At 42.3% G+C, this 13183-nt stretch carries 9 protein-coding genes; all 9 read left to right on the forward strand.

Annotated features, from left to right (window positions below; translation table 11 throughout):
* Positions 1-2 precede the first annotated feature (2 nt).
* The 9 genes from SD10_RS00545 (at position 3) to SD10_RS00585 (ending at position 13074) form a co-directional block, all read left to right on the forward strand.
* Positions 3-1934 (forward strand): hypothetical protein, encoded by a 1932-nt coding sequence (locus SD10_RS00545; RefSeq protein ID WP_046375201.1) that lies wholly within the window; start codon positions 3-5, stop codon positions 1932-1934.
* 377 nt (positions 1935-2311) lie between these two features.
* The gene (locus SD10_RS00550) at positions 2312-4216 is read left to right on the forward strand and encodes a beta strand repeat-containing protein (RefSeq protein ID WP_046375202.1); all 1905 of its coding nucleotides are present in this window, start codon (positions 2312-2314) and stop codon (positions 4214-4216) included.
* A 1-nt stretch (position 4217) separates the two neighbouring features.
* Positions 4218-4742, forward strand: coding sequence for a T9SS type A sorting domain-containing protein (locus tag SD10_RS00555; protein WP_046375203.1), 525 nt, complete (start codon positions 4218-4220; stop codon positions 4740-4742).
* A gap of 87 nt (positions 4743-4829) precedes the next feature.
* Positions 4830-5978, forward strand: a complete 1149-nt coding sequence (locus tag SD10_RS00560) for a glycosyltransferase (protein ID WP_046375204.1) — start codon at positions 4830-4832, stop codon at positions 5976-5978.
* 114 nt (positions 5979-6092) lie between these two features.
* Positions 6093-7562 (forward strand): capsule assembly Wzi family protein, encoded by a 1470-nt coding sequence (locus SD10_RS00565; protein ID WP_046578863.1) that lies wholly within the window; start codon positions 6093-6095, stop codon positions 7560-7562.
* A 193-nt stretch (positions 7563-7755) separates the two neighbouring features.
* On the forward strand, positions 7756-9135 hold the full coding sequence (locus SD10_RS00570) for a sugar transferase (protein ID WP_046375205.1): 1380 nt from the start codon (positions 7756-7758) through the stop codon (positions 9133-9135).
* A gap of 39 nt (positions 9136-9174) precedes the next feature.
* The gene (locus tag SD10_RS00575) at positions 9175-10695 is read left to right on the forward strand and encodes a capsule assembly Wzi family protein (protein ID WP_046375206.1); all 1521 of its coding nucleotides are present in this window, start codon (positions 9175-9177) and stop codon (positions 10693-10695) included.
* Between the two features lie 139 nt (positions 10696-10834).
* The gene (locus SD10_RS00580; RefSeq protein ID WP_046375207.1) at positions 10835-12082 is read left to right on the forward strand and encodes a serine hydrolase domain-containing protein; all 1248 of its coding nucleotides are present in this window, start codon (positions 10835-10837) and stop codon (positions 12080-12082) included.
* Between the two features lie 71 nt (positions 12083-12153).
* Positions 12154-13074, forward strand: coding sequence for an alpha/beta hydrolase (locus tag SD10_RS00585; protein WP_046375208.1), 921 nt, complete (start codon positions 12154-12156; stop codon positions 13072-13074).
* Positions 13075-13183: the final 109 nt, after the last annotated feature.

The raw sequence follows: 13183 nt of genomic DNA on the forward strand, positions 1-13183 counted from the left end.
GTATGAAAAAAATATTATTTTTAGTTCTCTTGACCAGCTCTTTGTTTGCTCAGGTACCTACTAATTTAAATAATCTAAAAGCATATATTAATCAAAAGTTAGGGCCGGCTCATAATGCCCAAGTTTCAAATCAGAAAATACAAGATATTACTTCGGAAATTACTGATCAGCTGATTGCTATCGATCAGTCTAAAATCTCAACGATCAGCTTGAGTGCCTTACGGTCTTTAAAGAGCAATGGACCAGCAGCAGTTTATATATTAGATGCTGGTAAACAGGGTCAATTTTTACTTGATGTTACTGATAATACAACCGTTGATAATTCAGCAACTGTCATTGTAACTGCAAAAGGACAAAGATATAAACGAGACATACATATTGTTCGAGTTAAGCAGTTTGGTGCAAAGGGCGACCGAGTTACAGATGACACTCAGGCAATTAGATTAGCCATGAACTATTGTAAAGCGCTGAAGAAGGCAGTTTTGGTTTTTGAACATAATGCGTCTTATAAGATAACAGGCACAGTTTTGTATGACTTATCAGCACAATCACGTATAAGGAACAACGATTACTCTCTTACAATACAAGGAAATAATGCGACAATATGGGTAGTGGGGACTACTAATTCCTTCTGGGCTTTCAATTTTACTTTTTCTCCTCAGCCAGAGCAAGACGCAAAGTTGCAAATTAATGATCTGTGGTTTCAAACTGACAACGTAAACCGTCCAAACGGTATATTAACAAAATATGCTCATTTCTTTGAAATTCATAATGTTGTTTTCTTTCAACTATGGAAAGGTTTTAGAATTGAGAATGCCGGTATGAGTGCGGTAACTAATACATACGCTTTTGGCTGTCAAACGGGGTTCGATTCGGAGCTTAATCGGGACACTAAATTTGATAATTGTCTAGCATTTGGTTGTGAGACAGGCTTCTTCGCTGAAGGTGCCAACGATGGAGGGGGAGCTGGTGGATTAGGCATTGTGAATTGTTATGGAATTAATAATGGCGTTAATTTTAATCTTAGACGATTACAAACCGCTAAGTTCACCAATATTGTAAGTGATGTACCAGTAAATAAGGGGATTTTAATTGAGTCTTGTAATTTTCTTCAGGTTAATAATGTATTGTGTGGTCCTAACCAGAAAGGTAGCAAAATTGCCTTTCACGTAACAAAAGCTAGTAATGGTACCGATAATGATTACTGTCAATTCAATTCTGTTATTGCTGAGAATGAGATTGTGTTTGATCATTCAAATTACTCGTCTGTTTCAAACTTAGTAAGCACTCACGTTTTTAATTCAAGTTCTGGCGCTGCTTTCGATATTTCAAACTCTACCGAGTTGACTATCAATAATGCTAAATTTCGCGATTTATCTTCAGCTAATTCATTACGTGTTCGGCCAAATTCTTCTCGTATAGTATTTAATGCTGGTGAGTATGACAAGAGACTATATATTGAAGGTGTTAACCGGCTTGGTAACAACATCATAAACGGAAGTATAATGAAAGAAGATGTATTTTTTGAAAATGCTCCTCTTAATAACGAATCTGGTTATTATTATTTATCTAATAAAGTCAAAACAATCAAAGGAGGTTTTTTGCTTCCCAATATTGTATTAAAAGAGACTCCTATGGCTAAAGCTGGACAGGTGATAAACTTCGATATAAATGCAGTGATAAAGCGGCCTAGTATAGGAGGTGCATATAAAGCAACATTTGTATCTAGTAATGGTATTTTTGGTTCTTTTGGGACAACGGTCATTGAAGTGATACGAAATTATGATAATACCCAAGCGGCCATCACTAGCAATATACCCTCATCCAGCGTTCAAATTACAATCCCATCAAATAACATTATTCGTTTTACATGTAATGCCACTAATGCAGGCACAATAGCAAAGTTAACTTTAATATATGTAGAGGAAATATAAGTATTGGTGATGGAGCCATTCTGACTCGTCAAAATTCGAGCCATTATTACTATAAGCTTGGATAATTTGAAAAATCATATAAAATCTAGTAATACAAAGTAGTTTGGTGCTAATTATAGTTGTATAACAGGATAAGGTGTATATTCTTTTGTATATATGATTCGTATTTTTGTCTATAAATAGGGAGAGGACTATATTTGTTAACTGTAATGCTATTTTTTTAACAAGTTGGCATTCCATTTGATAGGCATATTACGTCGATGACTGAATACTGAGTGTATTAGACGATTTACATTGTATGTAGCCATCGAATAGAGAAAAATAAAATGTCACCCTGTTCTTTATAGTGCGTCAACAATATAAATAGCTTTGTACGTATGAAAATTTTTACGTTTGTTGTTTTTGTTAGCCTTTTTGTAGCCAGCCCAATTTTTGCTCAGACTAACTACGTTTCTACTACTCCTTCATCAACAACTCCAGGAGCCGACAATACATTGGTTGGTATTGGTGCTGGTAACACAAACATGAGCGGTGCTAGCAATCTAATGATTGGTAGAGGAAGTGGTACAATGAACATGGCAGGAACTCAGAATGCTTTTATTGGCGCCATGGCCGGATATAGTAACTCTTCAGGTCAAAACAACTCATTCTTTGGGTTCAGTAGTGGATATTCCAATACTATAGGAAATGGTAATACATTTCTTGGAGGCTATACAGGTTATCAAAATACCAGTGGTTACAATAATGTTTTTACTGGCCAATCAGCAGGTCGTTTCAATACCACTGGCAATAACAATGCTTTTTTTGGGACAGGATCTGGATATAGTAACACAGAGGGTGGAGATAATGTGTTTGTGGGCTCTGATGCTGGAGGGACCAATTCAACAGGTAGCTATAATACTTTTTTGGGGTCCTTATCTGGAAGTGCCAATACTACGGGTGCTAAGAACATATTTGTAGGTTATAAAGCAGGAGTTACTAATTCAACGGGTATAAATAATGCTTTTATTGGTTATACTTCAGGATATAGCAATACATCTGGTAGTGAATCTGTATATATAGGTATTGGGGCAGGATATAATAATACCACAGCTAATTACAACCTTTTTTTGGGTAACTTAAGTGGCTATTCCAATACCACTGGAGAACTAAATACTTTTATTGGAAATGCCTCTGGGTATTTCAATGAAACAGGAACAAATAATACTTTTATAGGGCATGATGCCGGACGTAGCAATGTGAATGGTGGATATAATTTATTTCTTGGTACAAGAGCGGGTTACAATAATAGCACAGGTGGATATAATTTATTTTTTGGTAACTTAACCGGATACTATAACCAAGGCGGAAATTTTAATGCATTTGTAGGTAGTGGTGCCGGCCATCGTAATCAAACAGGTTCCAGTAACACCTATATTGGACAAGATGCAGGTATCAACGGAAACACGGCTGGAGATAATGTCGCGATCGGTAGAGACGCAGGAGCGCAAAATGTAAGTGGAAGCTTTAATACTTTTATCGGCCGAAGTGCAGGTGTCTCCGCGTCTAACAATAATTTAACTAATGCTACTGCTATTGGCGCTAATGCCCAAGTAGCTGTAAGTAATGCCCTTGTTCTTGGCAACAATGCTAACGTTGGTATTGGTAACACTGCTCCTAAAGCAAAGCTTGAAATTACTTCATCGACGTCTGGCGTGAGCGGTCTACGGCTTACTAATTTAACGAGCGCAACTTCCACAAGCTTAGTAAACCAAACTAAATTCTTAACTGTAAACGCCCAGGGCGATGTCGTACTTGGTAGTACGAGCGGAAGCGGTGCCCGGATAGCTGCAGATGCGGATGGAAGCCAATGGAAAACTGAAGGCAATAATATTAAAAATATAAATGAAGGCGGTGTTATCATTGGTAATGGCATTCAACAGACTCCCGCTGGTTATCGGCTGTATGTTTCCGATGGCGTTTTAACGGAGAAAGTTAAGGTAGCTATCAAAACGACTGACGACTGGTCGGATAAAGTATTCGAACGTAATTACAAGCTGAAAAGCTTGTCAACGGTTGAAACGTATATCAATAAAAATCAGCACCTGCCTGGACTGCCTTCTGCAGAAGAGGTTGTGAAAGAAGGAGTTGACGTTGGCGCAATGGAAGCTAAGTTGCTGGAAAAGGTCGAAGAGCTTACGCTTTACATGATTCAGCTGAAAAAAGAGAACGACGCGCTAAAGCGCCAGAGTGTGCGCATGCAAAAGCGTATCAATTCGTTACAACGTCTAAACCATAAGTAACATGCGCATTATATTGAGTATTGTCGGATGTTTATTGATGGTTAAGGCTGCAGCTCAGGAGATACGTAAGCAACAATATATTCAGCTTACTTACACGCCAAATAGAGCTTATGTTGAGCAGGCTACAGAAAAAATAGCCGCTGTCAATACGGTATTGGCCAGAACCACTGTCGAATACCGGGCAGGGCATACTATAGAGCTTCTTCCTGGTTTTGAAGCTAAGCAGGGTTCGGTGTTCACTGCCCATGTGCAGGAGGTGCATGACGCGAGCCTACGACTGGTGGCTTTCCCAAATCCATTTGATAAATCCACAACGATTAGTTTTGATCTACCCGAAACTGGAGTAATCAACTTGTTTGTGGTTAATGAAAAGGGGCAAATTGTTGAGCATTTGCTGGAAAACAGCCAACTACCTGCTGGAAAGCACCAATTTGAGTGGAAGGCTGATGCTCATTCGTCTGGCATTTATATACCTGTATTAAAGACTGGGCGACAGCAAGTAAGCAGCCGAGTAGTAAAAAAATAAAAGACAAAAGCCTGTGGAAACAGGCTTTTGTCTTTTCCAGATTGTATTACCTACTTTTGTAAGCGTTTGTCATACTATTATTCGTTTATGAAGATTGCTTTAGTGCAGGATGGGCTCATGTGTCGGGCGGGCGGTGAACAGGTTGCTCTGTGTTTCCATAAGGCATTTCCAGATGCGCCCATCTATACACAATGTTATCGGCCTGAGTTGACTTTTCCTGAATTTCAATCATGTGATATTCGTACAACCTGGCTGCAACGTATCGCTAAAACAGACGATACAATGAAAAAATTATTTTTTCCACTGGGTGTGTGGGCCATGCAGTCACACGATCTAACGGAGTTCGATGTGGTTTTGATGTCTGGTACGCATTGTGCTAAATATGTGAAAGTAAGACCCGACGCCTTGGTAATAAGCTATAGTTTTACCCCGTTTAGGTTGGCATGGGATCCAGAATCGTACGCCCAATATTCCAAGTCAACCGGATTAGCACGGAAATTATTTGACGTTGTGGTACAAAAATTAAGGGCAATCGACTTCGAAGCAGCTCAACGGCCCAATTTTTTCGTGGCTATGACGGAGGAAACAAAAGAACGATTACAAACGGCTTATCAAATAAAACAGGAGGTGCAGATAATTAACCCACCTGTCAACACACGAAACTTTCATATCTCTGATCTTCCCAAGTCCTATTATTTAGTAGTCTCTCGTTTAGAATATTATAAGAAGGTAGACCTGGTGATAGAAGCATTCAACCGGCTCGGCTATCCTTTAGTCGTTGTTGGAAAAGGTCTGCAGGAAGATGAAATTAAGGCGGGAGCAAAGAGTAATGTGCAATTCATGAGCGGGTTGTCCGCTAAAGAATTGGCTGATGTATATGCAAATTGCCGGGCATTTATATTTCCCCAGCATGAGGACTATGGCATTACACCCCTGGAGGCTAATGCTGCTGGAAGGCCTGTAATCGCCTATGGTACGGGTGGCGTATTGGCGACCCAAATTCCGGTTATGGATGAACCCTCACGAGCAACCGCCCTATTCTTCAGCAATCAAACAGTCGAAGATTTAACGAATGCTGTCAAACAATTTGAAACCATAGAGCATCGTTTTGATCCCTCTTTTATCCGATCACATGCTGAGTCTTTTGACGAGTCTAAATTCATTGATCAGATCAGAGTATTCGTTGCCGGTAAATTTGCTCAGCATCGTAAAACAAAGTCATCAACTATTAAATAATACAGGATCGCTACATTTGTGAATTGCTTTATCCCCTATCATGACAATTAATTGATGTATATATTATCGAAGCTGTATACCTATTATGCGCCAATACTTTTGCTAAATGGGCTGATGATTACCCTCAATGCTCAGCCAATCCGCCAGCCTTCTCACTACTTTGGTGAAGTTGGAACCTATCAGTCCTCCTCTACAGAAACGCCGTTCTGGCTACGAAGCAACCAGTATGGTGTTGTGCCAAATCGTTCTCCTGTCCTAACCTTGCGGGCCGGTATTTATAGCGATTACGATAGCAGCCGACATAGCACCGGGCGTTGGAAGACCTCGAAATATGATTTTGGCTATGGCATAAACGTAGTCGCGAATGCAAATCGGAATGAGTTGGCTTACGAAAGAAATGTACTGTTGCCCGAAGCTTATGTAAAAGTTCGCCGTGGTATTTGGGAGCTTTACATTGGTCGTCGACGCGAAAAATTCGGGCTGGCCGATTCTACATTGTCTACAGGGTCCTATGCCTGGTCTGGTAATGCCATGCCGGTGCCTAAAATTCAATTGTCGATCCCTGTTTTTACACCAATAGGCTTCACAAAAGGTTGGCTGGCGGTTCAGGGTACTTTTGCCCATGGCTATTTAGATGCCAATGGATTTGTGTCTAATACTATGCTTCATCAAAAGTCGCTGTACTTGCGGTTTGGGCGAGAAAAAGATGTGGTTCGATTGTACGGCGGCTTCAACCATCAGGTAGTGTGGGGCGGGCATACCGATAAATTAAAGGGAACCGGTTTGGTGCCTGATGATGGCAAGCTTCCATCAACTTTACGAGATTATTATTATGTTGTGGTGGGAGACCGCTTCAGCCGCACTGACTCAAGTGCCTATACAAATTTTGAGATTACCAATCGGGTTGGTAACCATCTGGGGAGTATAGATATAGGAGCTGAGATAGACTTGGTGCGTCATACACTGTATTTCTATCGACAGAATATATACGAAGATGGCTCTCTGTTTTATTTAATCAATATTGCGGATGGGTTAAATGGAGTGCGTATTAGACGAAATGACCCTAAAGCAATTGTCCGGGATATATTGTTTGAATTTTTGAATACAACTAGTCAGGGCGGGCCGGAATTTATTATTGGAGACCCTTACAAGCAGGGGAAAGATGATTATTTTAATCATCAACAGTTTCGGGAAGGCTGGGCTTATCGGCAACATACAATCGGTACGCCGTTCATTCCCCCCGCTTTAGGGCCTCAGGATCAATATCCCGATGGGACCTTTACCGCAAACAACCGGGTGTATGTATTTCATGCTGGGCTGGCCGGAAGTTTATTTACTCGTTGGCGGGTATTGAATGGACCATTGGCCTATCAGGTCAAACTATCTTATAGCCATAATCTGGGGACTTATAACAACCCCTTTACAGTGCCCAAAAATCAGTTTTCGACCTACTTTAATGTTGTGGCCCCGTTGGACATTTTAGGTGGAGTACAATTAACGGCAAGTGTTGCTACTGACGTAGGTTCGCTTTATCAGAATGGAGTAGGCAGTTTTATAAGCATACGGAAAAGTTGGGGAAAATAGCTCTCATAAGTAACCTCTTTGTTTCACATTTAACAAACTTGGTTATTTAAAGCTATATTTGTGATTAATTTACTTCCTGGCCTATTAAGCCGTATAATAATATTCGTATTATCTCATCGACTGTATGCTCTAATTTAGCGTACTATAGTTTGACGACACATCTTCAAACGGTTGATCAGTAAATTTTGGAGGAATGAGGCATCGCTATTCTATATTATTTTTTCCGCTTCATGTAATCGTTGATTTCCTGAGCTTAAATGTAGCTTTTGTAGGCGCTTATTGGCTTAAATTTCAGCAGGTTGAACATGTTACGCAGCCGCCCTATGCCGCTTTCTGGGCGCTGTTCAATATGATTTGGCTGTTAGAGATCCTGATAATTAAGCCATACACGTTTCCTCGACAATTATTCAAGGTATACCATCTGATAAAAAAATTATTAATTCTGATGGCTATTCATATAGCTATTATTTCAATATATTGGGTAGCCGTGAAAGGGTACTACTATTCCCGAGAGCATTTACTGTATACGTACATACTATTTACAGGCATGGCCTTGGCTTTTCGTGTTGGAAGCCTGGTTTTTTTAAGAGAGTATAGGGCTAGAGGTTATAATAACAGACGATACATCATTGTTGGATATGGTAAGTTAGCTGTATCTATCCAAAATTTCTATAATGCCCACCCGGAAATGGGCTTTCGCTTCTACGGTTATTTTGATCAACCTTCTGCCGAAAATGGTGGTCTACTCAAAGGGAGCTATGATGACCTCTCTGCCTATATAAAGCAGGAAGACATAGATTGCGTTTATTGTTGCATGCCCTATATTGATAATCGGTATTTAAAGATCATCGCTGAGAATGCCGAAGCGGCTGATTATCAAGTAAAGTTGTTAGTCGATTTCAGAGGGTTTTTAGCTCGTGGGGCTTCGGTAGAATACCACGATTTTTTGCCTGTGCTGAACCTGTCGTCACAAATGCTGGCTGACTTTCAGGTCAATACGCTTAAACGATCGTTTGATTTATTATTTTCTATAGCCGCGCTTGGTTTAGGAATGCCTTTGTTTATTGTTTTGGCAACCATAACAAAGTTTACATCAGCGGGGCCAATCTTCTATGCTCAGGAACGTATTGGGAGGGGAGGTAAACCGTTTAAGATATACAAGTTTCGGAGTATGTATGTCGATTCCGAGAAATCAGGCCCGGTATTGTCCGGCGGCTTACTCGATAATCGAATTACACCCTGGGGCCGGTTTATGCGGAGCACGAGGCTGGATGAGGTTCCTCAATTCTACAATGTGTTGATAGGGGATATGTCTGTTGTTGGCCCTCGCCCGGAAAGGCAGCATTTTATTGATCAAATTGTTGAAATTGCTCCTGAATATCGGTCTCTGTTAAAAGTAAAGCCTGGTATTACGTCTATTGGACAGATCAAATACGGTTATGCTTCTAACATTGATGAGATGGTTCAGCGGCTGCGGTATGATTTGCTCTATCCGAAACGTCGGTCATTCTTATTTGATATGTGGATTATTGCCCAAACATTGCGGGTAATGGCGCAGGGCCGTGGCAAGTAATTGCTCTTGTCTGATCAATTGTAAAACGGCCTGACTTCTATGAGATTTTTGTTTTTAAGCATCTGGTACGGGACAATTGTTGCTGCAAGTTGTACCCTAGGGTTTGGACAGCGTGTTAGTCAATATCAGGTAGAAACGGGTGCGCTACTTTCTTCGGATCAGACCCCCTTTTGGCTACGAGCCAATCAATACGGGGTTGTCCCGCTTAAAAATCCAGCGTTTCGACTAAATGCCAGCCTTCATTCGGATTATCGGCTCGCGGATAGCCTGGGACATAAGCCTATAGCAGATTGGGGCTATGGGCTTAATATGGTGGCTAACCTTGGGGCAACCAATCAATTTCTGTTTCCTGAGGCCTATGTTAAAGGGCGTCTCGGGGCGTTCGAACTGTATGCTGGGCGCCGAAAAGAAATCATTGGCCTGGTCGATACTCTGCTGACAAGTGGGTCTTATATCTGGTCGGGTAATACAGTACCCTTCCCAAAGATTCAATTAGCCGTACCCGTTTTTACCCCTCTTCCCTTTACAAAAGGTGTCCTGTCGGTAATGGGTACGTTTTCCCATGGCTGGTTTGAAAATGCTGGCCGCCTGGTGCAAGGCTCCTACCTGCATCAATCATCCTTGTATGGCCGCATAGGCAAGTCCTCCTGGCGGGTACGTTTTTATGGCGGATTTAATCATCAGGTGATGTGGGGCGGACATTCTAATTATTTAGATAATACCGTATCCGCCAACGGTAAATTGCCTTCGAGTATCAAGTATTTTCCTGCCGTTGTGTTGGGTACCCGAAATCCTTTTCCAGATGATCAAAGTATTCAGACACTTTCCCATTTTGAAGAAAACCGTGTTGGTAACCACCTCGGCTCCGTCGATCTGGCTATAGATGTTAATCTAAACCATTGGAATTTATTTGTGTACCGGCAATTCCTATATGACGATGGGTCGTTATTTTATGGAACAAATCTGGTCGATGGCCTAAATGGACTGCGCATACGGAACCGCGACCAACCGTCAGGAACGGCTTTTTTTCTGAAACAGATTACATTGGAGTATTTATTCACAGGAAGCCAGGGAGGAGATTTATTTGTCCTGGAAGATCCTGCGAAAAGGGGCCGGGATGATTACTTTAATAATAGCCAATTCATTGATGGCTGGACATACTTTGGCCGCACGATAGGAACACCTTTTCTAACCCCTCAGCAAGAGGTAAGCTCAACCTTGCCACCACGTTATGGCATTGCCAACAATCGGGTCAGTGCGTACCATTTTGGTTTGAGCGCACTTATCGCCAACAAAGTGGATATAATTGCCAAGCTGTCCTATAGCCTAAATGCTGGCACATATGCTATTCCTTATTTAACGATTCCCACGCAATTTTCGGGCTTATTAACGGCTTCGGTGCCTGTCGGCTTGTTCGGTGGTACTGTTCTAGGCGGTTCGTTGGCGGTTGATTCTGGCAAACTTTTGCCAAATAGTGTGGGCGGCTATATCAGCTTACGAAAAACGGGCGTTTTAGGAGGAAATCGTCGGCCGATGGTATCGCCACGCAGAGGATTCTAACAGACCTTGTTTGGATTGATTAGTCCGCTTGCGAACTTTCATCTCTTTTTAAGGGCTAAAGCGGTTTGGTATAACGATCAACTGCTATTTTTACCTTGGCTTCTTCTTAATTTATCACTCAACGAATACGTGGGTTTGAATGGTGCGAATGAATAGTTTCTTGAGTTGGTTTTGCGTTCTGGTATTGATTGGCGTTGGCATATCCTGTGGACAAGACCAAAAAAACCTGAACAAGTCGGCGCGCGCCCTGCGTAGTTGTGCAGATGAACAGATTCTTACAAGTGCCGAACAAACGGCCATTCGCCAACAGATCAACGCCGAGGGGAAAAGCCGGAGGATCGAAGAAATCTTCAGACAAAAAGTCCGGGGCGGTCTAAATGGTAATGTGCTGGTGGCACAAAAAGGCATTATTTTGTATAAAAACTGCTTTGGCCTTGGCCATTTTGAACGCAACCAGCGCGATACATTGGTGGAAGATTCAAAATTCCAACTGGCATCGTTATCGAAAACCTTCACGGCCGTTGGTACGCTCAAACTCATTGAAGCGGGTAAACTTAAATTCGAGGATACTATTCAGCGGTTTTACCCCGATTTCCCGTATCACGGTATCACCGTTCGCGAATTGTTGAGCCACCGAAGCGGTCTGCCAAATTACCAGTATGCTTTTGACGATAGCATGAAGGTGAACTTCTATAAGAAAGAGAAGCCTTATCCGTCAAATGCCACCATTATGCACTGGTTTGCTACGGTGAAACCAACGCCCAAGGCCTATAATATTCCCGGACGAGGGTTTAGCTATAGTAATACCAACTACATGGTGCTGGCGTCGATCATTGAGAAAGTAACGGGTCAAAGCTACGAAGCGTTTATTCAGAAGAATATTTTCGAGCCGCTGGGCATGCACCAGACGTTTGTTGCGACAACGAAAAACGACTCCATTAATCACCACCGAACGGCGGGATACCAGTGGAACCGACGTATTCCAAAAGATTATTATGACGATGTTGTTGGTGATAAGGGAATTTATTCGACTACCGGCGACCTCTTCAGGTGGTATCGTGCATTAAATGGAGACTGTTTATTGCCGAAGAAAATACTCGCCGAAGCCTTTGTTCCGCGCAGTTTTGAAAAGAAAGGCGCTAAAAATTATGGCTACGGCTTCCGGATGATGCTGAATGACAATAAACAGCCTGAATACATCTATCATTCAGGTTGGTGGAAAGGCTACAATACCATGTTCTGGTTCAGCCCCAAAGATGAGTATGTGATTATTATCCTCGGAAACCGCTATAACACAACGGTTTACCAGGTTAAGGAACTCATCGAGGTATTACACAGTGGGTCGAACGACAAAGTATCGACAGAAGAAAGTGAGGTAGAAATATGAGTAGAGCCGACCTGAAGGTCGGCTTTTTCCATTTTACTTCTTAACGCTGCTCGTTGAGCTCACAACTTTTCATGCGTTCACTACTTTTTAGCATGCTATTGGCCACTGTATTACCCAAACTTGCCTTAGCGCAGGAAATTATCAAACTCTGGCCGGATGAAGCCATTCCCAACGCAATTGTGGGGACGCAGATTACAGAAAAGTCTGAAACAGATGCGAATGACATTCTTCGTATCAGCAATGTATCTGTGCCGACATTGACGGTCTACCTACCGCCAAAAGGTAAAGCGACAGGAACCGCTGTTATGATTTGCCCCGGTGGTGGCTACGGAATTCTGGCGGCCAGCCACGAGGGTTCGGATGTAGCGCGCTGGTTTAACGATATGGGAGTAGCGGCTTTTGTACTCAAATATCGGCTGCCAAACCCGGCTATTATGACCAACCAGCAGGAGGTGCCCTTGCTGGATGCGATGCAGGGCTTAACGCTTATTCGAAAAGGTGCCGCCCGGTATGGAATCGACTCAAACAAAATTGGTGTGATGGGTTTTTCGGCAGGAGGCCACCTGGCCTCTACACTCGCTACGCATTACAACAAAGGGCCTAAGGCGAGTGAGCAGGCCAAGCCAAATTTTACGATTTTACTGTACCCGGTCATTACGTTTGGTGAGAAAGCGCATGCCGGATCGCGGAATAACTTATTGGGTAAGCTCGCGTCATCGCCGGAGATGGTCGCTTATTATTCCAATGAACTGCAAGTTACTGCTCAGACACCGCCTACTTTTTTAGTCCATGCGGAAGATGACAAAGCTGTGCCGGTTGAAAACAGCATTGACTTCTATTTGGCCTGTTTAAAAAGTGGTGTCCCTGCTGAAATGCATCTGTATCCAAGTGGTGGACATGGGTTTGGCCTCCGAACGGCTAAATTTGGTTCACTCAACGCCTGGCCCGACGCCTGTAAAGCTTGGCTAATGAGCCTATATGCAAAGAAGTAGATTACAACACGTGTAGCAAGTATTGCTGGGGCTGAGCGGATATGATAGCGGCACGATTAGGCTATCCTCGGGTCTTTGAGGACACAGACCGAGGAAGTTGCCTTTTACA

Source organism: Spirosoma radiotolerans (genome assembly GCF_000974425.1).
Classification (GTDB): Bacteria; Bacteroidota; Bacteroidia; order Cytophagales; family Spirosomataceae; genus Spirosoma; species Spirosoma radiotolerans.